Source organism: Emticicia sp. BO119 (assembly GCF_013912375.1).
Taxonomy (GTDB): domain Bacteria; phylum Bacteroidota; class Bacteroidia; order Cytophagales; family Spirosomataceae; genus Emticicia.
The window spans coordinates 239,447-261,794 of sequence record NZ_JACETV010000009.1 but is presented as its reverse complement, the minus strand read 5'-3'; the positions used below and the strand labels follow the sequence as shown (position 1 = coordinate 261,794).

At 39.7% G+C, this 22,348-nt stretch carries 22 protein-coding genes and 1 pseudogene; 13 read left to right on the top strand and 10 right to left on the bottom strand.

Annotated elements, in window-relative coordinates:
• The 3 genes and pseudogenes from H1R81_RS27520 to H1R81_RS23890 all read left to right on the top strand — a co-directional run.
• Positions 1-90, top strand: a pseudogene (locus H1R81_RS27520) (DDE transposase); the annotation flags it as partial.
• 291 nt (positions 91-381) lie between these two features.
• Positions 382-2,403, top strand: a complete 2,022-nt coding sequence (locus H1R81_RS23895) for a class I SAM-dependent DNA methyltransferase (RefSeq protein WP_181843260.1) — start codon at positions 382-384, stop codon at positions 2,401-2,403.
• Complete coding sequence (locus H1R81_RS23890) at positions 2,400-2,945, top strand: restriction endonuclease subunit S (RefSeq protein WP_181843259.1); 546 nt, start codon at positions 2,400-2,402, stop codon at positions 2,943-2,945. The genes H1R81_RS23895 and H1R81_RS23890 overlap by 4 nt, the downstream gene beginning before the upstream one ends.
• Before the next feature lie 8 nt (positions 2,946-2,953).
• Here H1R81_RS23890 and H1R81_RS23885 read toward each other — a convergent pair whose 3' ends face one another.
• The gene (locus H1R81_RS23885) at positions 2,954-3,598 is read right to left on the bottom strand and encodes an IS1595 family transposase (RefSeq protein WP_181843258.1); all 645 of its coding nucleotides are present in this window, start codon (positions 3,596-3,598) and stop codon (positions 2,954-2,956) included.
• 42 nt (positions 3,599-3,640) lie between these two features.
• Here H1R81_RS23885 and H1R81_RS23880 point away from each other — a divergent pair, with 42 nt between their 5' ends.
• From H1R81_RS23880 to H1R81_RS23865, 4 genes are all read left to right on the top strand, one after another.
• Entirely contained in the window at positions 3,641-4,456 is an 816-nt protein-coding gene (locus tag H1R81_RS23880) for a restriction endonuclease subunit S (RefSeq protein WP_310588108.1), read from the top strand.
• Positions 4,453-7,443, top strand: coding sequence for a type I restriction endonuclease subunit R (locus H1R81_RS23875; protein WP_181843256.1), 2,991 nt, complete (start codon positions 4,453-4,455; stop codon positions 7,441-7,443). Before H1R81_RS23880 ends, H1R81_RS23875 begins: the two co-directional genes overlap by 4 nt.
• Positions 7,444-7,545: 102 nt before the next feature.
• On the top strand, positions 7,546-7,815 hold the full coding sequence (locus H1R81_RS23870; protein ID WP_181843255.1) for a helix-turn-helix domain-containing protein: 270 nt from the start codon (positions 7,546-7,548) through the stop codon (positions 7,813-7,815).
• Positions 7,816-7,817: 2 nt separating this feature from the next.
• Positions 7,818-8,084, top strand: a complete 267-nt coding sequence (locus H1R81_RS23865; RefSeq protein WP_181843254.1) for a hypothetical protein — start codon at positions 7,818-7,820, stop codon at positions 8,082-8,084.
• A gap of 4 nt (positions 8,085-8,088) precedes the next feature.
• Here the strand turns inward: H1R81_RS23865 and H1R81_RS23860 are convergent, their stop codons facing one another.
• The gene (locus H1R81_RS23860) at positions 8,089-8,829 is read right to left on the bottom strand and encodes a hypothetical protein (protein WP_181843253.1); all 741 of its coding nucleotides are present in this window, start codon (positions 8,827-8,829) and stop codon (positions 8,089-8,091) included.
• 65 nt (positions 8,830-8,894) lie between these two features.
• Between H1R81_RS23860 and H1R81_RS23855 the strand changes: the two genes are divergently transcribed.
• The 5 genes from H1R81_RS23855 to H1R81_RS23835 all read left to right on the top strand — a co-directional run bounded on the left by H1R81_RS23855 (position 8,895) and on the right by H1R81_RS23835 (position 15,278).
• On the top strand, positions 8,895-9,518 hold the full coding sequence (locus H1R81_RS23855) for a hypothetical protein (protein ID WP_181843252.1): 624 nt from the start codon (positions 8,895-8,897) through the stop codon (positions 9,516-9,518).
• A gap of 104 nt (positions 9,519-9,622) precedes the next feature.
• Positions 9,623-11,122 carry a type IV secretory system conjugative DNA transfer family protein gene (locus tag H1R81_RS23850; protein ID WP_181843251.1) on the top strand — a complete coding sequence of 500 codons (1,500 nt, stop codon included), beginning with the start codon at positions 9,623-9,625 and terminating at the stop codon, positions 11,120-11,122.
• 26 nt (positions 11,123-11,148) lie between these two features.
• Positions 11,149-11,991 carry a hypothetical protein gene (locus tag H1R81_RS23845; RefSeq protein WP_181843250.1) on the top strand — a complete coding sequence of 281 codons (843 nt, stop codon included), beginning with the start codon at positions 11,149-11,151 and terminating at the stop codon, positions 11,989-11,991.
• A gap of 169 nt (positions 11,992-12,160) precedes the next feature.
• Positions 12,161-14,911, top strand: a complete 2,751-nt coding sequence (gene mobF / locus H1R81_RS23840; RefSeq protein ID WP_229251209.1) for a MobF family relaxase — start codon at positions 12,161-12,163, stop codon at positions 14,909-14,911.
• Entirely contained in the window at positions 14,895-15,278 is a 384-nt protein-coding gene (locus tag H1R81_RS23835; RefSeq protein WP_181843249.1) for a hypothetical protein, read from the top strand. The genes mobF and H1R81_RS23835 overlap by 17 nt, the downstream gene beginning before the upstream one ends.
• A gap of 35 nt (positions 15,279-15,313) precedes the next feature.
• On the opposite strand, the gene H1R81_RS23830 is transcribed toward H1R81_RS23835, so the two are convergent.
• From H1R81_RS23830 to H1R81_RS27515, 7 genes are all read right to left on the bottom strand, one after another.
• Entirely contained in the window at positions 15,314-15,526 is a 213-nt protein-coding gene (locus H1R81_RS23830; RefSeq protein WP_181843248.1) for a hypothetical protein, read from the bottom strand.
• A 276-nt stretch (positions 15,527-15,802) separates the two neighbouring features.
• Positions 15,803-16,693 (bottom strand): ArdC family protein, encoded by an 891-nt coding sequence (locus H1R81_RS23825; protein ID WP_181843247.1) that lies wholly within the window; start codon positions 16,691-16,693, stop codon positions 15,803-15,805.
• Between the two features lie 38 nt (positions 16,694-16,731).
• On the bottom strand, positions 16,732-17,211 hold the full coding sequence (locus tag H1R81_RS23820) for a JAB domain-containing protein (protein ID WP_220275299.1): 480 nt from the start codon (positions 17,209-17,211) through the stop codon (positions 16,732-16,734).
• Between the two features lie 377 nt (positions 17,212-17,588).
• Entirely contained in the window at positions 17,589-18,428 is an 840-nt protein-coding gene (locus H1R81_RS23815) for a site-specific DNA-methyltransferase (RefSeq protein WP_181843246.1), read from the bottom strand.
• A 96-nt stretch (positions 18,429-18,524) separates the two neighbouring features.
• On the bottom strand, positions 18,525-18,998 hold the full coding sequence (locus H1R81_RS23810; RefSeq protein ID WP_181843245.1) for a RadC family protein: 474 nt from the start codon (positions 18,996-18,998) through the stop codon (positions 18,525-18,527).
• Between the two features lie 9 nt (positions 18,999-19,007).
• On the bottom strand, positions 19,008-19,730 hold the full coding sequence (locus tag H1R81_RS23805) for a hypothetical protein (RefSeq protein ID WP_181843244.1): 723 nt from the start codon (positions 19,728-19,730) through the stop codon (positions 19,008-19,010).
• A gap of 56 nt (positions 19,731-19,786) precedes the next feature.
• Positions 19,787-20,326: a helix-turn-helix domain-containing protein gene (locus H1R81_RS27515; RefSeq protein WP_229251208.1), complete on the bottom strand. Its 540-nt coding sequence runs from the start codon at positions 20,324-20,326 to the stop codon at positions 19,787-19,789.
• Between the two features lie 169 nt (positions 20,327-20,495).
• On the opposite strand from H1R81_RS27515, the gene H1R81_RS27345 reads away from it, so the two are divergent.
• Positions 20,496-20,816, top strand: a complete 321-nt coding sequence (locus H1R81_RS27345; protein WP_220275298.1) for an AlpA family transcriptional regulator — start codon at positions 20,496-20,498, stop codon at positions 20,814-20,816.
• An 11-nt stretch (positions 20,817-20,827) separates the two neighbouring features.
• Here the strand turns inward: H1R81_RS27345 and H1R81_RS23790 are convergent, their stop codons facing one another.
• Positions 20,828-22,102 carry an integrase arm-type DNA-binding domain-containing protein gene (locus H1R81_RS23790; protein WP_181843243.1) on the bottom strand — a complete coding sequence of 425 codons (1,275 nt, stop codon included), beginning with the start codon at positions 22,100-22,102 and terminating at the stop codon, positions 20,828-20,830.
• Positions 22,103-22,348: the final 246 nt, after the last annotated feature.

The following is a 22,348-nucleotide window of genomic DNA, read 5'->3' as shown; positions in this document are numbered from 1 at the left end:
AATGCTAAGATTAAAGCATTTAGAAGTCAATTCAGAGGTGTGAAGAATATCCCTTTCTTTTTATATAGACTTACGCAAATCTATGCTTAGATATACCTACCCCACAGGTTTTAGACTTGATCCCGATTAACCTTAATAAAGGGTGAATAAATTTTTTTTAAGATTCACAATTATAAACGATAAGAAAGTCTATTTAAGAAGTTTATCTGAATTAAAGTTTTTTAATATTATCCTGGATAAATTGGAGGTTGTTTCCGCGGCCTCTTCAAATAGTCTGCATCTTTTATCCATAAAGTTGGGAATAATTTAGATGAATTATTTAACCTTTTGTCATTAAGTTACCTATAATTCCTAACCATTCACCCTAAAGATTGAAAAATAATGACTACTGCAAAAGTCCAAAGCCTCAGTGCCTTCGCTTGGTCAATTGCCGAAATCCTGCGTGGAGACTTCAAACAGTCAGAGTATGGTAAAGTAGTTTTGCCTTTCGTTGTTTTACGCCGCCTGGATTGCTTACTGGAATCTACAAAAAGTGCTGTGTTAAAGGCATATGAGAGTCTTCCAAATGGTATTGATGATCAAATCAAAGATATGATGCTCTATGGTGCTGTTGGAAGTAATTTAAAACTTTACAACTACAGCCAACTAACCTTCAGGAAAATTCATGGACAAGACCCAGCGGATGTTCATAAAAACCTGCTGGACTATATCACTAAGTTCAATACAAGCGTTCGTGATATCTTCCTTGAAAAATTTCTATTTACAGATCAATTAAAACGCCTCAAGGATGGTGGGATTCTTTGGCAGGTCTTTGATCGGTTTTCTCAAATCGATTTGCACCCAGACCGTGTTTCAAATATTGAAATGGGGTATTTATTTGAAGATTTAATTCGGAAATTCTCAGAAATCTCTAATGAAACGGCTGGTGAGCATTTTACTCCACGTGAAGTTATTCGCCTTATTGTTGATCTTCTTCTTATTAATGATGTTGAGGCCCTTGCCGGGTCAGGCATTATCCGCACAGTCTATGATCCAGCCTGTGGTACCGGGGGAATGTTAGCAATGATGGAAGAAGCCATGAAAGGTTTCAACTCAAAAATTCGTGTTGAACTTTATGGTCAAGAGTTGAATCCTGAATCCTTTGGCATTTGTAAATCAGACATGCTCATTACAGGTCATAATCCAGATCAGATTGCTTTTGGAAATACGCTCACTGAAGATGCTCATAGAGACAAGAAATTTCACTATATGCTCTCAAACCCTCCGTATGGGGTGGATTGGAAAAAATACCAAGAGCCTATTGTTGAAGAATATAAGACGCTTGGGAAAAAAGGACGCTTTGGTGCTGGGTTGCCACGTGTTTCTGATGGACAACTCCTTTTTCTTCAACATATGATTTCAAAAATGCGTGATGACACTGCCGGTTCACGTATTGGAATTGTAATGAATGGTTCTCCACTTTTCACAGGTGGTGCAGGTTCCGGCGAAAGTGAAATTCGGCGTTGGATGTTTGAGAATGATTGGGTCGAGGCAATTATAGCTCTTCCAACAGATCTATTTTACAATACTGGTATTCAGACCTATGTATGGATGCTAACGAATAAGAAGGATGAAAAACGTCGTGGCAAAGTTCAGTTAATTGATGCCAGTAGTGATCGTTTCTGGCAATCAATGCGTAAGAGCCTAGGCAGTAAGCGAAGAGAAATCCCTGAAATTGCTAGACAGGAAGTTGTAAAACTTTACAACGAAATGTTGAATGGAAATTCTGGCTGGGGTGAATACTCAAAAATTTTTGATAAGGAAGATTTTGGCTATCGTGAGATTCGTATTGAACGGCCTCTTAGGCTTAATTTCCAATTTTCCTTAGAGCGTATAGAACTTCTGAAAAATGACAAAAACTTTCTTAAACTTTCTCTAACGGAAAAAGAAGAGTTAGTAAGAATTCTCTCTACTAACATCTCTTCAGATATTTTTAAAAACCGTTACGTCTTTGAAAAAGTCTTGAGTAAAGTTTTGAAGAAAACAGTCATTCACATATCATCATCGCTAAAAAAAGCTATTATTTCCGTTTTATCGGAAAAGGACGATATGGCAGAAATATGCGTTGATGCAAAAGGAAATATTGAGGCTGATAGTGATTTACGTGATCATGAACTTGTCCCTATTAAAGAAAGCTGGCGTGATTATATTGAACGAGAGGTAATGCCATATGTCCCTGACATTTGGGTTGATGAAAATTATAAAGACCCAAGTGATGGAGGAGTAGGGCGCGTGGGATATGAAATCAATTTTAATCGCTATTTCTATAAGTATATTTCACCACGTCCAGTGAAAGAAATTGATGATGAATTGAGGGCAATTGAAGCGGAAATTTCCAACTTGCTAAAGGAGGTTGCATTGTGAACATTTTACAAAAATTTATTACGGACAAAACTCCAGAGGGCTGGACTACTCGCCCGTTTTGGTCTCTTTTTCAAAGGATAAAGAGAACAGGATTTACTGATGAAGAACTCTTATCTGTATATCGTGATTTTGGTGTAATTCCTAAAAGTTCGAGAGATGATAATCATAATAAAGAATCAGAGGATTTGTCAAATTATCAACTCGTTGATAAAGGCTGGCTTGTTACAAATAAGATGAAGGCCTGGCAAGGTTCAATTGCTATATCTAGGTATAGAGGAATTGTTAGTCCAGCCTACTATGCGTACAAACCTCTGAGTAATGAACATGATCAGTTTTTACATTACCTCCTTCGGAGTAGTAATTATATTGCGCTTTATGGTCGCATTTCTAAAGGCGTAAGAGTTAATCAATGGGATTTAGAGCATGAAGCTTTGAGAAATATTCCAATTTTATTACCACAATATAAAGCACAAAAAGAAATTGCTGATTTTCTAGATCAAGAATTAGCTCGCATCGATCAACTTATTAAGGGGCTGTACTAGATAAGGTGTTATTTGATCCATAGTAGCAGAGTTTTGACCTGCTGTTTAGGGGATCCATAATTGAAGCGGAACTCACATTCTTTGAGAAAGAGCGGGAAGTTTTTAGCCGGTATGCCATTATATTTTCGCAAGACGCGCTTGGCCTGGTTCCAAAAGTTTTCTATTCCATTGATGTGGTTATGTCCGTCAACAAAATCGATGCTGTGATTGATCCGATAATGCTTGAACTCTGATACGTCAAGCACGTTATAACTGCGGTAACTGTCGGTATAGACGACGCTGTCAGGCTTGATTTTGTTGGTTATAATGGCTTTCAGGGTTTTGCCTTTCGTATCGGGTACGACAACCGCGTATACCTTGCCACCACGTTTTAACAAACCGAAGACAGGCACTTTGCCCGCCGCACCACGGCCTCGCTTGCCTTTGCGCGCACCGCCGAAATAGCTTTCATCAAGCTCGATCTCGCCATCAAACGGCGTGTCGTCAGCGATTTTATCAACGATAATCTGACGCAGCTTGTGGTAAAAAAGAGCTGCCGAGTTGGGATGAATCCCTAGCACATCGGCCGCCGAGCGGGCCGTGACTTCCATCACGAAGCATTCAACCAGCCTGCGACGCTGATTTACGCTTAATTTACAACGCTTTAATCCCATACAACTATACTAGACTTTCTCCTTATCTAGTACAGCCCCCTTATTAAAAAGAAAGAGTGTTTTATCAAACTTCTTTCAGAGAGAAAGAGTGTAGAAGTAATTTATGGATGCTCTGGACAATTAACTCATGAAAATGAAAAGTTTAACAGTAAAGCATTACAAGAGTTTGTACATAGTATTAAACTCCCAGAAAGTTGGCAAACAGGAAAATTTCATAGTGTGTTTTCAGTAAGAAAAAATAACAAAAATTTAGGGATGCCTGAAAATAATCTTTTATCACTAAGCTATGGTAACATTGTAAGAAAAGACATGAATAATAATGAAGGATTAATCCCTGAAAGTTATGAAACCTATCAGATTGTTTATCCTGGAGATATTGTTCTTAGATTAACAGATTTGCAGAATGATAAACGCAGCATTCGACAAGGATTAGTTAAAGAAAAAGGAATTGTTACTTCCGCTTATGATGCTGTATATGTTTCTAAAAACCATGATCCTGCTTTTTGGGCATATACTCTCCTTTCTCTTGATCTTGCAAAGTACTATTACTCTCTTGGTGGAGGAGTAAGGCAATCGATAAAGTTTAAAGATATCCCAAATATGTTGGTTAAGTTTCCTGATTTAGAAGAACAAAGAAGGATTGCTATTGGCATAGAAAGTAAAATTAGAAAGATGGATGAACTTATAGGGAAAATAGAATTATCCATTAAGTATCTAAAAGAATTGAAATCCTCTATAGTAACAGAGGCTGTTACAGGCAATTTGGACATTACAAAATGGAAGAATCGTGGAACAAGTAATTACCAGTTAGTTAAGATTGAAAACAATATTGCTAACAGCAAAAAGGTAACCACATGATGGATAAAAACAAGCGCACTTATTCCTCTAATAAAATCCACCGCGAAAATGTGGTTCAGTTTCATATTGTTGATAATTTGGTAAAAAAACAGGGTTATTACCATCGCAGCAAGGATGATTATGATCGTTCCTCAGCTATTGACAAAGTCTTGGTGATAAAATTCATCAAAGCCACTCAATCTGATGAATGGAAGCGTTTAGAAGAGCAATACACGGTTGCAGCAGAAACGGAATTCTTTAAGCAATTAGAAAAGGCACTCACTCAACGTGGCACTTTAGATGTTTTGCGTCAGGGAATTAAACTAATTCCCGGAATAAAATTTTCGCTTTGTTTCTTCAAGCCTGCTTCTGGTTTGAACAAAAATCTTCAAAAATTATTTGATGCGAACATTTTGAGTGTAATTGATGAGTTAGAATATAGCATCAAAAATGAAAATCGGATTGATATAGGGTTTTTCTTAAATGGAATTCCTTTAGCTACGATGGAATGCAAAAATCAATCTACTGGTACAACTTTTAAGAATGCAGAAAATCAATATCGTAAAGATCGTGCTCCTGCAGGTGAGCCTCTCTTAACTTTTAAACGTGGTGCTCTGGTTCATTTTGCGGTAGATGAGGATAATGTTTCTATGACTACCCGCCTGAATAATGGTAAAACCAGGTTTTTACCATTTAATCGTGGACACAATGGTGGTGCCGGGAATCCAGATATTGATGATGAATTTCGCATAGCATATTTATACAAAAATCTTCCTGATTGCCAAGCTGTTCTTTCCCGTGAGATTTTATTGGATATTGTTGGTCGATTTATGCATTTTGATAGTAGCGATGGGAAGGATTTAATTATTTTTCCTCGCTTCCAACAGTTAGATGCAGTTTTTAAACTGATGAACCATGCCAGGAAAAACGGGACAGGTCATAGTTATTTAATTCAGCACTCTGCTGGCTCTGGCAAGTCAAATACAATCGGCTGGACAGCCCACAGAATGATTACCCTGCATAATGATAAAGATGAACCTATATTTGATACCGCAATTATTGTAACAGACCGGGTAGTACTTGACCGTCAACTACAAAATACAGTTGCTCAGTTTGAACAAACAAGAGGTGTAGTTAAAAAAATTGATGGATCATCCCGCCAGTTAAAAGAAGCAATACAGCAGGGTGCAAGAATTATCGTAACTACTGTTCACAAATTTTCAACTGAACACTTAAAAGAGATTTCAGGACAAAGTAAAAGGCGTTTTGCAGTTCTGATTGATGAAGCACATGGCTCTCAATCAGGAAGCCACGCAGATAATCTTGCGAAAGCTTTATCCCGTGATAATGAAAATACCTCCTCTGATATTGAAGATATTATTGCCGACTACCAACGGCAACGTGGGCCTCAAGCTAACATTAGTTATTTTGCCTTTACAGCGACTCCCAGAAATGTAACCTTGGAACGTTTTGGTACTAAAGGCCCTGACGGTTTACCACATCCTTTTCACCTGTATTCAATGCGCCAGGCAATTGAAGAAGGGTTTATTCTGGATGTGTTGCAGAATTATATGACCTATAAGACTTACTATCAATTAGAGAAAGCAATAGAGAATGATCCGCAATTAGAAGGTCGCAAGGCACAGAGGCGTGTAGCTCGGTTTGCAACGCTTCATCCTACAGCTATTGTTCAGAAAGTAGAAGTTATTGTTGAGCACTTTCTAAGGCATGTATCTAAAGAATTAGAAGGTAACGGAAAAGCAATGGTGGTTACGCAAAGCCGCATTCAGGCTTTGAAGTACTTTCAGGCAATCAAGAAATATATTGAAGATAAGAAATATCAGGGAATACGCCCTCTTGTAGCTTTTTCAGGAGAATTATATGTTGATGGCGAAATATATACAGAAGCACAGCTAAATAACTTTTCTGAAACTGAACTCCCTGAAAGATTTGATGGCTCTGAATATCAATTATTAATCGTTGCAGAAAAATATCAAACTGGTTTTGACCAACCCAAGCTATGCGCTATGTACGTTGATAGAAAACTTGATGGTTTGCAGGCAGTACAAACGCTATCTCGTCTTAACCGAACTTATCCTGGGAAAACAAGAACCTTTATCTTGGATTTTCAAAATACTATTGAGGATATTCAAAACGCTTTTAAGCCTTACTTTGAAGCTACTCATATTGAAGACATAAGTGACCCTAACCAGATTTATGAACTGGAAGGGCGTATAAAGTCTTTCTCTATCGTGGATGAAAATGAAATTAATAGTTTCTCGGAAATTTATTTTAGGTCTCAGCTTGAATCACAAGATAGAATATTTTTGGAGAAATTAGTTCGTAATGCTGTCCAGCGTTTTAATTATGAGGAAGATGAGGGAAAACAGGAAGAGTTTCGTCAGCTACTTAAAAGCTATATGCGATTCTACTCATTTGTTGCTCAAGTCATGCGTTTAGAAGATACAGGACTAGAAAAACTCTATGCTTATGTATCTTGGTTAAGCAGGCTCCTTCCAAACCGTGAAATTCCTGCTGAAATTGAGATTACTGAAGATATGTTACGTCTTCAAGCATTCAGACTTGAACGAAAAGAGCAAGGTAGTGCTTCTCTTTCAACTGGCTCCACAATACCTCTAACACCTATTAGAGAGTTTGGAGCAAAATCTTATTCAGAAGATGAAGAAAGGTCTCTTTCTGAAATAATTAATAACTTCAATCAACGGCATGGAACACAATTTACTAAAGACGATTTTCTACGTTTCGAGCAAGTAAATCATGAAATTCTGCATAATGAAGATTTAAGAGACATGCTAAGTAACAATCCGCCTGATGTAGTTTATAGCGCATTTTCACAGGCATTTTTTGAAGGGGCAATACGTTTATTCCAGCGAGATAACCAGCTTCAAAATATTGTTATGACAGATTCAATTGCAAGGAATCAAGCTATAAAGCATTTCTTTAATAGAGCTATAAATGAAATTCATTTATCGAAAAGAGTTTATTAGTGAAAAAATATAAATTCACAATTAGATATTTCTAAATTAAGTTTATATTGCGGGATATAGTTTCAGGTTTTTTATAACAATTCATTTTATATCTCTTTTACTATGCAGGTCATTTGCCTCGAAGAAGACGCATTTTATTCATTAGTCGAACAAGTTGTAGCAAGGCTAAAAAAAGAAAATGGTAAAGAGAAAGCGAAATGGGTTTCAGATGAAGAAGCCATGCACCTACTAAATATTAAATCAAAAACCACTTTGCAGAAATTGCGTGATGAAGGGAAAATCCGTTTTTCTCAACCACAGAAAAAGGTAATTGTTTACGATACAGATTCTATCAATCAATATCTGGAAAGAAATGCTCGTGAAACTTTTTAACAATGGAAGAAAATACCAAAATAGATCCTGACTACCTAAAGGGATTTAATGCCGGGTACATTATAGCCCAATATGAACCTGAATTAGCAGAAAAACTCTCAAAAATTGAAGCAGTAAGTCCAAGAATTGTTGGGATGCAACAAGGGCGTGAACAATTCATCAAAGAACATTTGAAAGAAAAATTACCTAATTGGTTAAAAGACAATCCAAACCAGAACAAAAGTCATACACCATCCAAAGATCAGAATAAACAGATAGACAAAGAATAGAACTTTAGTCTTTATCGGGAGAAATATCTTTGTTGTTTTTGGAAAAATCTTTTACCAGTTTTTCTTTCGGTTGCTCCTTGATAATGGGCTTCTGTAATTTGAGTTGATAATTCAGATAATTCGATTGTGGTATTGCTTCCCTTTCTACTACATTTGCTTTGTTGCCGATCTCTGCTTTATCAGTTTCCCGTTCCATTTTCCTTCGTTGAAGCAGAGAAATCGTATAGTCATTTTTTGATGTGGGCTTAGTTGCTTCGGGCGTATTTGAAACTTCATGACGGTTATCATCAGGTGATTTTAACGATTCAGTCGATATGGTTTTAGCTTCTGAATTTTTACTTAAACTATCCAGCGTTTGCTCTTCGATAGGGGTATTGTTTTGAAATCTTTCAGGATAAACATTTTTATCCAGCACCTGAATCACCTGATTTGCGAGTTCAGGATCAACTTCGTGTTCTGCAAAGATACGCTCAAATTGATCATACGTTTTCGCCTTTAATGCAGAAATTTCCCCCTCAGTTGTTCTAATGTCATCCTGAAATATTTGAACAGAATGTACAATATCTAACCGAGCAGGCCCATTATCTTTAAGTCTCTGCATTGCCTTTCCCAATCCCGTTTCAAGATTTTCCAGTTTTTGTTGCTGTGCGCGTAACTTTTCAATATCAGCAGCCATCTCCTGATTATAAACATCAAAAGGCTCCGGGAAAGAAAGGTCAGTTTTAGTATCCTTGTCTTTGTTCATAAAAAATATTGACTTTAAATAATTATGCTAATATAATAAAAGGAAATTATTGTTCGGAGCAAAGAATGGATAAAAAATCAAAAAGCTATCTTTCCGGGCTTTCTCTGCCGGAATTAGATTCAGACATGGAGTATGCTTTAGAGGATTTGCTTTCTATTGAAGAGGACGAAATTTTAGCCAGACTGCGTCCTGAACTGGCATCCCCAACGCTTTTGCTGATAGAAAAAAGATTAGGCTATCTCCCAAGACAATCTTTGACGGTTCTGTATGAACCTGATTTGAGAGAATACTATCATCGTTATATCGTTGGTGATATTGATATTGACCGATTATATTATTGTACAGATGAATTGCTTAAAGTTATGAGAAAACATGATTTCAGGAATGATTTCAGAGTTTTTGAAAATCCCGAGATTTACAAAGCCTATAGTAAGCTGCATCTTCCTTATTTGCAGCAAGCTAACGCCCGGATTTGTAAGTTTTTAGGTTACCAACCAGAACTGGAATGTTCGATGGCCGCAGAAATATGGTTCAGTCAGAAGTTAGCCAGGGATGATATTCAATTATCGGATCATCTCACCCCCTATGATTACAGAGCAATGACCAGTATCAGATACAGGGAAATCTTAATGGCCGAAGGAGAAGAAGCCGCCAACAATTCCTCTTTATTAGCCATGCAATCGCTCTAATACTTTCATAGTCCGAAAAATAATTTCGGCAAAAGCGTGGTCTTTCCACAAAAAAAGTTATTTTTGAGTAACAATTTTTGTGTGAATAAACCTACCTCTTTTGCATGAGTGACTTTAACTTAGATACTTCTCTGATTGAGTTTTCTTCTTCATCCAATAAAGGACATTGGACAATCCGCCATGCGGTAGAGGGCGTACAGATTTTTGGCGGCATCGGTTCCGGCAAGTCCTCTGGTTCCGGTCGAACATTAGCCTTGAAATACCTGAAAGCGGGCTTCGGTGGATTAGTGCTGACTGTAAAGCCGGATGAAAAGGAAACTTGGCAGGAGTATTGCCAATTAACAGGCCGTGAGAAAGACTTATGCATTATAGAACCCGGCGGAAATTATCATTTCAATTTCCTGCAATATGAAGCTGCACAGGCATCCGGCCAATCCATCACAGAAAACATTGTAGAGGTCTTAAAGACCGTTATCAGAGCCGGAGAAGAAAAGAACGGGAAAAGTGATGATCCATTCTGGGAAACCGCCTTGGATATGCTGATATTCAATGTGATTGACCTTTGCCTGATAGCTTACGGGCAATTATCCATCCAGACACTCTATGACATTGTTCAGTCGATTCCCAAGCCCGATCAGGATAATAAGGTTTCACACGATACTATAAATGCCTATCACCGGGCATTTCAGAAAGCGCAACAAAAAGTCAATGAGAAAGTGGACGACTGGTATCTGCATTTATCCAAAGAGATACAGGAGCAAATGGATGAAGCAGGAACACTCGAAATGGAAGTAGAAAACGCTGTACCGGAAGCACGTTTATACAATTTCGTCAGACAATTTTTTAATGAAAACTATATCTCTCTGAGTGAAAAGACCCGCTCTATTATTGATTTTACGTTTTCAGGCTTTCTGTTTCGGCTCTTAAGAGAACCCATTTATTCGCTGTTCTGCCGATATGATTCCAATATCCAACCGGAAGATTGTTTACAAGGCAAAATCATTCTGCTCAATCTCCCGGTCAAGGTCTATCAGAAAGTCGGTAGGGACTGTCAGATATTATTTAAATACATCTGGCAGCGATCGATGGAAAAAAGGTCAATCAGAGACAATGACCGAACCTTATTTTTGTGGGCGGATGAAGCACAGAATTTCCTGCATGAGCATGATGCGGACTATCAGGCCACGGCACGGAGCAGCCGGATTTCAACGGTGTATATTTCCCAAAACCTGCCGAATTATTATGCCAGCATGGGTGGTCAAAAAGCAGAATACCGGGTCAAGAGTTTTTTAGGGACATTAGGCACCAAAATCTTTCATGCCAATGCAGATATAGAAACGAATAAATATGCTTCCGAACTAATCGGTGATGCCTATGTGGTGGATGAGACATCCAGTGTAACGATTGCCGGAGAGTTCTCACACAGCAGAGGCAAATCTCTTAAACTGGAAAGAGTAGTAAGGCCGGAGGATTTTATCAGACTAAGGACAGGTGGCACGGCTAATGATTTTCGTGTGGATGGTTATATGCACAGACAAGGCGATAGCCTGTTTAAAGGAATGAACCATACAAAAATGAGTTTTAATCAAAACTATACACCTTAATTCATCACCTCAATCTTTTTATCAAGATGAAAAAAAATCTATACTTCAAGTTTGTGTACCAGAGTACACGGACTTTGGAAGCCCATGCAGTAGCGGCGGCACTACGTACTCTTTCGTTTCCAAGAACTCTGTTGGAAGTCTTTATTCGTAAGAACATGGGAGAGAGATATTTAGGATTAGGACAAGCGGTATTGTTGGTATTGGGACTTGGCTATATAGCCTATGCCTACGCTCCCTTGTTTTACATGAAAGATGCACAGGAATCCTTGCACGAACGTCTTAGAGAAAATAGTTATAATTATAACCCAAATTGGGAAAGGGAAAGTAGTTTTACAGATGGCTTTGGCTTTTATTTTACCACCCATTTTGCCTCTTGGTATCTCTTTTTAATAGTGTTTCTTGTGGTTAGTTATTTGAGATATCAGGAAATCAAACGTCTTCCTTCTGTCTTTGATTTTGCCCGTTCCAGTGTTTATACGGGAGATATTCACCCGATCTTTATTAATTTTAAATGGAAGAATAAGACCTTTGATGTACGACAAATTGAAACTGTTTTAGAGCCTTTATTCTTTTTCACCATTGGCCTTGGGCTGATTATTCTGCAACAATATATTGGCTATATTATTATCATAAGTAGTATAGGCTATTCCCTCAATGCCCGTATTGGTTACATTCAGGGCGATCATTTTATCATGGATATAATCGATAATCAGCTTTTCAATCAGGAAAAAGACGACGCCTTTGTGAAAGGAAACGAGATTAATAATGAACGGGGGGTAAGGTATTATGGTAGAAGACCGACCAACCCTGAAGACAGAAAGAAACTATCAGATGAGTTTGATGATGAGGAAATTGTAGAGGTCAGATAAGACCTAAGCTGTCCTTAGGGAAGATGTCTGATACTTTCTGCATTCCATTGACGGCCAGTTTTACAAGACAGCCCCAAGTGTTAATCACTCGCTCATTTGTTAGCTCATGTTTAATCAGCAAACGAATTATCAAAATAGTTCATGTAGTGGAGTATAAATCCGATGGTATATGATACGGATGATACAAAGCAGTTCTGCCGCCCATGCCAAAGCCTATTTCAAAGATGAACTTTCCCGGTCTGATTACTATGTCACTGATCAGGAATTACAGGGGAAAGTACAGGGTCTTTTAGCTGAACGTTTAGGCATCAAAGGACAGGTCAATAAAGACCTGTTCAATGACCTGTGCGATAATATCAATCCGGCGACCGGAAAGGCTTTGACTCCCCGGACGAAAGACGACCGGACAGTGGGCTATGACATCAATTTCCACTGTCCGAAATCCGTCTCTATCCTGCATGTCCTCTCCAAAGACGACCATATCCTGCAAGCCTTTGAAAGAAGCGTCAGAGCGACCATGCAGGACATGGAGCAGGACAGTAAGACCAGGGTACGCACCAGAGGCCGGGATGAAGAAAGACCCACTGGCGAGCTTCTGTGGGTCGATTTCACCCATCAGACGGCAAGACCTGTTGACGGGTCGATGCCGGACCCTCACCTGCATGCCCATTGCTTTGTCTTCAATGCGACCTGGGATGAACAAGAGCAAAGGATCAAGGCTTGCCAGTTCCGGGACATTAAAAGGGATATGCCTTATTATCAGGCACGTTTCCAGAAATACCTGTCCGATGACCTGAATAATCTGGGATATGGGATTGAGGCCACCCGAACCTCTTTTGAAGTCAAAGGAGTACCCAAACCAGTCATTGGTCTGTTCTCCAAACGTACCGATGAAATCGGTCGGGTGGCGAAAGAAAAAGGCATTACCGATGCAAAAGAACTGGATGAATTAGGCGCCAGAACCCGGAGTAAAAAACAGAAAGGCCATTCGATGGAAGACCTGACAATCGAATGGCGAAGACAAATTCATGCGCATACGGAAAAAGAAGGCAAGCAGGAAAATCCGGTTATTCGTTATGCCCAACGGAAAGAAGAACGCCTCCTGACCCCGGAACATTGTATAGGTTTTGCGGTTCAGCATGGTTTTGAAAGAGCATCCGTCTTACAAGACAGACGGCTGTTGGCCTCTGCCTATCGCTACAGCATAGGCCATGCAAAAGTTTCATTAGAAGGAATTACTGAAAACTTTGCCCAGGATTCCCGGCTGATCCATGTGGAAGAAAAAGGCAAACTCATGACCACCACGAAAGCCGTGCTTGCAGAAGAACAAAGAATGGTCAGGCTGGCCCGTCAGGGCTTTGGCAAATTACGCCCCTTGTATGCTAAAATACCGGAAACAAAATTACAAGGGGAACAAAAAGCTGCCATTGAACATGTGTTAAGCACAACCAACCGGGTTTCGATTGTTACCGGAAAAGCCGGAACAGGAAAAACCTCCACCCTTCAGGAACTGGTCCCTTTGCTTGAAAAGACAGGTAAGACCATCACCATCATTGCGCCTTCAAGTGAGGCTTCCAGAGGGACACTCAGGGAGTCAGGATTTAAGCAGGCTGATACTGTCAGCCGTTTGAAACTAGACAGGGACATGCAGGATAAATTGAAAGGACAGGTATTGATTGTCGATGAGGCAGGGATGTTAGGAACCAGAGACATGACCCACCTGCTTGAGATAGCAGACCAACAGAATGCCCGGTTGATTCTGGTAGGAGATACCCGTCAGCATGCCAGCGTTGACAGAGGGGATGCCTTACGGATTTTGAACACAGTGGCAGGAATCAAGACCGCAGAAATCAGTAAAATTTATCGGCAAAAGAATGAAGTCTATAAACAGGCCGTAGAAGATTTATCGGTGGGAGATGTGGCCAGTGCTTTTGAAAAACTGGAAGACATGGGAGCTATCAAAGAAATAGACCCGAAAAAGCCCTATGAAATGCTGGTGAATGATTATCTGGACACCCTAAAAAATAAAAAGACAGCTTTAGTGATTTCTCCGACCCGTCAACAGAGTGATGAAGTAACAGAAGCACTGAGGCAAAAGATGAAATCATCGGGCATGCTGGGCAAAAAAGAACTGAATGTTTCCCGTCTGCGAAACCTGTACTTGACTGAAGCACAAAAAGCCGACTGGCGAAATTTGCAGGAAGGTCAGGTCATCCAGTTTAACCAGAACCTGCCCCATATCAAAAGAGGTAGTCAGTGGACGATTAGTGAATGTACAGAGAAGGGGGTTCATATTCAGAATGAGGCCAAAGAAACACGTATATTGCCTACAGAAAAAAGCAAGGATTACGAAGTCTATGAAAAAAGTTTCATTCCGATAGCCCGGAAAGATATTGTTCGTGTTACCCGGAATGGCTTCGATCTGCAAAAGAAAGACCTGCTCAACGGACAAATGTTTGAAGTATTGAAGGTCAGTAATTCAGGCAAAATTCAACTACGAAATGTCATAAGCAAAACCGAGTATGAAATCAATCAGGACTTCGGACATTTATCCCATGCGTATTGTATTACCTCCCATGCTTCACAGGGAAAGAGTGTAGATCAGGTGCTGATTGCTCAACCTGCCGCTACCTTTCCGGCCACCAGTTCCAAACAGTTTTATGTGTCGGTTTCAAGGGGCAAGGAAGGCGTGAAGATTTATACAGACAAGAAACAGGAATTAATGGAACATGCTTCAAAGCTGGGAAATCGCCAGTCAGCCATAGAACTAGTGAGTGGCAAATCGAATACCGATTTAATTCATCAGCAAATCCGGGACAAAATCAACAGGGAGATGCCTAAGACAACTCCAAAGAACCCACAGAAAGGAGACAGGAAACCAGCACCGAATAAAGATAAGCCTTATGAGCCAAAATTATAAACTGCGTTTTGACCAGATGAAGGAAAATAATCCGGGTCAATCGGGGTCAACTTCACAAGATGATACTTCTGCCTTTTATGCGAGTGAAGGCTCGATCCGTAATTTCTGTCTGGTGTGGAAAGACGGGAATATGGATGATTTCCCTTATTCGTATGTGGTGCATACCCAATTCAGGATAGGCCAAGAAAAGAATACTATGATCATTGAATTACCCTCCAAACTGATCACACTTTTCGGCTATGGTTTAACCTCCTTATTTTTAGCCTTTAAAAAGCAGTTGCCACAGTTTATTTATCAGGTAGATGAAAGATATGCGGAAGAGGCAGAAACGGTGGTAACGGAGATACAGATAGAAGAAAAAAGTTGAGGCTAGGCAGAATCAATCTGCCTAGCCTGATTTTATTACTTATCGGTTTTGGGGCTATACGGTCTCATAACATATTTTCCACCGGAGGTAATAGGATGTTCAGGGACAATATTAAACCCTTTACCGTCTTTGTTTGCCCAAACGGCCGCAACTTTTAGCCAATTGGACTTTTCACTACCCGGAATGGGCGTAACCAGAAAAATCTGGTGTGTGGGATATTTTTTATTGGTTTCGGTTGGGTTTGTCATCAGCAAATCTCCTTTGTTTGTGGTTGATGATGGCAGCGAAAAAGGCTCGAAAAGCAGTGGTAGCTCCCCGAATGACAAAAAATCGATGCTTGCCGTCTATTTTTTGTCAGGAGTCGCAGAGTGTTCACTCCGGGATTATTTTACAAAGTAAAATAAGGGATAAGCGCAGGCACAGCGTTTGAGCCAGGCTGACAGCATTCAATCACCCATAAACAAAAGATAATTTGTGTACTTACCCAAAGCAACAAAACCTGAAATAGCCACTCTTCTGTTTGTTTAGAACAGTACCGGACTTTGCAGACTATGCAGATATTCGGTGGCTTTCTGAGCATAGGAAGCAGCAAAGACAATGAGTTTTTTATCATCCTGCAATGCCTGTAACCAGGATTGGATGTAAGCGGCATGCTTCTCCTCCGGCATGGGTTCAAAACCTAAATCAGCAGCCAGAAAACAGGCACCTAATTCGGCCACGAGTTCTTCTTTACTATAGCCTTCATCACCCCATTGTTTACGACCAAAATCCCGGTTGAGGCGTTTCGGGTGTCGTGTCCAATGAGTTACCTCATGGGCCAACACCGCATAATAATCTTTGGCTGTTTCAAAACTTTCAATGGGCGGCATATCTACATAGTCCTCACCAATATAATAAGCTGCCTTATAGCCTTTACGAATATCAGCCTTTGTTTGTGTAAAAAAAGTTTCTATAGCCTCCATTCGTTGGGGTATATTAATCGGGACAGGTTCAGCAGTTGTATAAAAATGTTCCGGCAACCCTTCAATCTGATGGGCATTAAAGACGGTGTAGGATTTCAGGAAAGGAATCTGAATGATTTGTTTTTCACCATGCTTGTCTTCTTCTTCTTTCAATAGCTGGTCTGCATAAATGATTTGTGTACCTTTTTCTCCTTTGCGGACTGATGCTTTCAAATCCACTGCCTGATTGAAGGTCATCCAATGCGGCAAGTCATAACTTTTTTCTGCTGCCGTTGCCCATAAAACAACGGTATTAATGCCTGTATAAGGGATATTATTCCAGCGCAAAGGACGCTGGATGTTTTCAGATAAATGTGCACTATTCCAGGGCTTTCGCCATGTCAGTTCGCCTTTTTCAAGGTCGGCCAGAATTTTATTGGTGATACGGGTATAAATGTCATTGGTTTGGTTCATTCCTGACCTCCGGTTAAGGGTAAATTGGTTGTTTGAATTTATTTTTTAGGCAAAAGCCCATTGGCTCCAAAAGAAAAGAACCCGTCTTTGGAGAGAATAAGATGGTCAAATATGGCTATGCCGAATAATTCTGCTGCCTTGGCAAGGCTTTTTGTAGTAACAATATCATCATTGGTTGGTGATACGTTGCCTGTAGGATGGTTGTGAGCAAGAACAAGAGCGGTAGCATTGGCTTTCAAGGCAGCGGCAAAAACCAATCGTGGGTCAACTGGCGTACCAAAGGAGCTACCTGTAGAGAGGTTGACAATTCCCAGACAATGATTTTGCCGATTGAGTAAAAGGATTTTGAATTGCTCAACCAATTCTATTTTATCTTTATCCCATGAAGCATTCAGAATTTCATAAGCACTTTGAGATTTATTGACCAAAATTCGTTCGTTGAAAGGGGTAGTATTGCGGTAACTGATTTCGATTTCTGCCACCTGAAATATTTCAGGGAAAAGCTGGCCGTTCATCATTAGGTCTCCTTTGTGGGTGGTGGATGATGGCAGCAAAAAAGGCTCAAAGAATGGAGATAGCTCCCCGAACTCCGAAGGAGTGAGTCGCAGGGACGAGCTTTTTTTATTAGTAAAAAAAGAGGGATAAGCGTCATCTCCACTCTTTGAGCCAGGCTGACAGCATCAAACCACCACCAACTAAGGAACATAAGAACAGCCGGAACAGGAATTTGATGAAGAAAATAGTAATTTTTTACTTGCATCTGCGTACAGAAGTAGTGAAATTTGTAACCTTTTTTAGTCACAGCAAAAGTTGTTTTGGGTTCATCGGGGGCACATTTGTCCCCTTTGCCTTTTTACGGGAGTAAGTTTTTAAAGAAGCATAATCAGGTGGCCTGTCATGCGTGTGGGTCTTTGAAAAGATAAGGCAGTTTTGAAATCATATCAGCAAAATCTATTGCATCTGCTTGTTGCTGAATAAACTCAAAACTTGTCCCGAATAAATCACCCTGATACGTTTGCAGTTTGTCTTTAATAATTTCTGTGTAATCAGGACTGATTTCATAGGAGATAGAATTTCTGCCGTTATTTTTGGCCGCCAAGGCGGTTGTGCCGCTGCCGCCAAAAGGATCAAGCACCGTTTCCCCTATAAAACTGAACATGCGGATTAATCTTTTGGGGAGTTCCTGAGGGAACATAGCTATGTGTCCCTTATTCTGGAGCGTTCCCGGAAAATTCCAATGTCCTGCAAAGTATTTCTGCCATTCCTTCAAAGTCATTTTTGAAAACTCTTTTTGTGATAGGGTGGGTTGAGGGCTTTTCCCTGATTTTCTGAATACAAGAATGTACTCGTAGTCTATCTGTATGACCCCGTTTCTGGGAAAGGGATAAGACCCTAAAAAGACACCTTTGTCATTGCCGATTTTCTGCCAGATAATGGATCCCATATAGTCAAAGCCGATAATCTCACAGAACTTGATAATTTCTGTGTGGATTGCCACTACCTTATTACGCCCATAAATAGCTTTGCTGGATAAAGTATCAGCAATATTGATACACAGCCTGCAACCATCCATCAGGGTACGGTGGCATTCTTTCCAGACCAGGTTGAGATGATTGATATAATCTTCAAAACTCTGATAGAAGCCAATCTGCTCTATAGTCCCATAGTCTTTGATGTTCCAGTAAGGGGGAGATGTTACGATTAGATGAACAGAACTATCAGCTACCTCACTCATCTGTCTGCAATCACCCTGAATAATTCTGTGAAAAGTCTGCAAGGCATCTGTCCTTTGGTGGGAAAGACTCAATAAAAAAGTGCAAATGATTGATTGCTATTTGGGCATCAGACCGTTGTCAGCGAAGGAATAATAACTTTGCGGAGAAACAATGAGGTGGTCGAAGATGGCAATATCTAAAATCTTACCTCCCTCACAGATTTTTTCAGTCAGTTTTTTGTCATTTTCACTGGGAGTCAGGCTTCCTGACGGGTGGTTATGAGCGAGAATAATTCCGCTGGCTTTTGCTTTTAATGCCGCAGAAAACAGGAGTCTTGTATCGACAATACAACTATTGATGCTGCCGGAAGCTATATCGACCAATCCCAGACAATTACTTCTGTTGTCGAGCAGCAGGATTTTGAACTGTTCCAGGAGTTCAATCTTATTCTGATCCCATGCCAATCTGAGCACATCATAGGCAACGGAGGGCGAATTTATATGGACTCTGTCTTTATAAGGAACTTTGTATTTATAATGAATCCCGATTTCTGAAACCCGGTATAAGGATTTGAGTTGTGCGTAATTCATGGTACTTTCCTATGATTTATTCTGCAATTGTTGTTGGTACCATTTACTAAGGTCTTTACAGGGAGCATAAAGCATATTCATCGGCTTGTGCTTTGATTCCTCTTCAGTACTGACAAGATTCTGGATATATGCTTTGGCTTGTTGTCCGGTTTGATCATTGCTCATCCAGGAATAAACGTGCTTATAACCATAGTTGCAGATATATGGATTGATTTGCTCCAGACAGGTAGTGGCATGTAAAATGATGGTATCAGCCAGCAGTTTCTTCCCGCCTAGTTTGCTCAAGAAAGACAGAAAATCCAGACTGTCTTTAAAGAGATGGATACTTTCGGGTTTAGGCATTGTCCCACGAATAAAGGAAATGGCTTGCGAGCCAATGGTTCCTCTGAAAAAGGGATTGATTAGTTCAAAGCCCTCATCTTCATTTCGAAAGCCAAGCGTTTTGAGTTTCTCCTGTGTTTGTTTATTGTACACACAGACTTCATGAAAGTAGTATTGTGCTATTTCGGTGGAGATGCCCAACGTTTTCAGGAAGTCAAACAGCCCTTTGCTTTGAATGCTTTTCCGCTTACTTTTCATGACTAATGCTGAGCATGGGTAATGCTTCACAGCCGGGAAGTCTAAAACTGGATTGACAAAGTTTTGGGGTAAATGTTTGGTTTCCTGTGAAGATGATTGGAAAATTCTTTCAATATCAGTCATAGCGGTAAGTTCCGCCTTTGGTTTAACCATTGCGTTCTCCTGTTGAGTAAGGATGGGGATTGAATGAAAAATTAATAAGTGACTATTCAGGACTTACGAACCCGAAGTCTTGCCAAATTGAAGGCCAACAGGTCGTAAGGGCGATAACGGACAGCCCTGCCGATTTTGATGTAAACCAATTCCTTTGTTCCGGTACTATTCCAGACCTCTAAGGTGCCTAAGGTAGAATTGACCTCATGAGCTGCTCTTTTGCGGTTAATCAGTGGTTGGCAGAAATGCTTATTTTCTAAAGGTTGAGAAGCATGTGCTGCAATAAAAGCATTTAAATCTGAGAGACGGTAATAAATGATTTTACCCTTTTTTTGATAGGGCAAACGGTGACGTTTGCCGGAACGCCAGGCTGCTAAAGTGCAGGCTGAAAAGCAAAGATACTGAGCGGTCAATTCGGTATTTAAAAGAATCCGGGAAAGGGGATATTTTTCTGTTGCTTTTGCCAGTTCGTATTCGAGGGATGAATCAGCTAAGTCAGGATTTAAAAGGAGGGGCTTTGTATTGGCAGTAGGATTTTTCGACATTTCTTTTCCTTTTATCCCGGAACAAATTCGTGAAGCAAAAACTTTGGACATCTGGGTAAAGGATTCGTGTACTTGCTGTCAAACGACTCATCAGTTCATTAAACACAAACCAATAATGCTTTTGAAAAGGGGCATGTTATCTTTCAATTTCTTGAATTGAAAAGAACACATACAATAGCATGGTTGACTAAACTATTTATGCTGAATTTCTTTTGTTGCTATGGAACTTAATGATTTTGATTTTTTATTTCTTTTTGAAAAAAGTATTCATACTGCACTACATCGCAGACCACTATTGATAACGGGGAGGATTGAGTTGACAGATACCAAACATTTTAGTCAGGAATCTTTTGGGTATATGCGTTTAAGTCAGGTTCTGAAATTAATACCAGTCAGTAAAGCCACCTGGTGGAATGGTTGCAAAACAGGACAATTCCCTAGACCCTATAAATTAGGGCCACGCATCACGGCCTGGAAAACGAGCGATATTTACCATTGTCTTCAACAATTTCAACTTTCTCGTGAAAATAAATTCGGGTGACTCGCCGCTTACTACTTTTTCTTTTGCCCAATAGCCAATAAATATTGCCCTAATTTTTCAAAGGCTTCTTTCTGTTCATAAATGAGGGAGGCACGTTGATAGGTTTCAATGATTTTATCTTCAATTTTTTGGTTGAGACATTTCTTGATAATATGCGGCATAATCCCCAATTCCTGCATAATAGTTCCGGCAGTACGTCTGAGATCATGAATGACCCAACGACCTTTCGGTAGTACCAATGCCTGTGGGTTATGTACCCTGTTTTTTTCAGAGGGTTCTTGTTGCCTATCCGTAACCTGTTTGGTCAATACCTGACGGGTAATCGGCCCATCTGATTTGCGATTAGGAACAAGGTATTGGGTTGTTCTTGTTTTTTTCAGAATAATTAACTGTTTCAAAGCAAACCTTGACAGATAGATATTATGTTTCAAGGTATTCTTGGCATGTTCAGCAGGAATGACAAACATTCTTCTGGATATATCAAAATGTTCCCATTTAGCACGTAAGGCTTCATTGACCCGGCATCCTGTAGATAGTAGAAACCAAATTAAGGCTTCATACTCTGTTCTTAAACCTGATTGAGGCAATAACTCTTTTAATAGAGTCAGTTCTTGTTCCTCTAAATACCTTTTGCGTGATTTTTCCTTGCCTCCGACTCGTTCTTTGGTCAAACGTCTGGTTGGATCAAGATTGATTAATTCTTCATCCTCAGCATAACCAAAAAACTGTTTGAGATTAGCAAGCAGTCGGTTCGCCATGCTTTTGGATTTTCGTTTAGTCAGACGTTCTAAAATACTTCTTATCTCTTGTCTGGTTACTTCATTGATAGGTAAATCACCAATAACGGCAAAGACATCTTTCTCAAAGGCCCGTTTGATTTCTTTGCCATTGTCTTTCCTGTTCTGCAATTCATTTTGTTTCCATGCTTGAAATACATTTCTGACGGTATTTCCTTGCAGCCTTTTTCTTTTAGCTAATTCTTTTGTTTCCTTTTGGAGTTGTTTATCTGCTTCAATTAAAGGATCAAGGCCAGATTCAAGCAAGGTACGTTTTTGAGAAGCTAAAACTCTTGCTTGCTTTAAATTAGTGTCTCTAAAAGACCCCAAAGACTGTTTACGGCGTTGTTTGGTAATCGGAGAGGTGTACCGAAAAATCCATTCTTTCTCTCCATAGTGACGGACAAAGAGATAAAGCCCTCCGCCATCATTAAACATCTTATCATTGTCTGAATGAGATAAACGCTCAATTTGCAAAGCAGATAAAAGGTGCAATGTGTTTTTGGGCATTATGTCTCCTCGCAGTGTACCAACCCGTGTACCAATAAAACGCTGATTGGGTTAAATTTTACTAAACCATATTAGAGAGGAAATGCAGTAAAACCAAGTATTTTTAAATACCAGACAAACACTATTTTACCATACTACTCAACAGACTTCATTTTTGACATGGAAGAGGTCACAAGTTCAATCCTTGTTACGCCCACCATTATTTTCAATAGCTTATATAATATGAAGTTTTACCATATTAAAGAT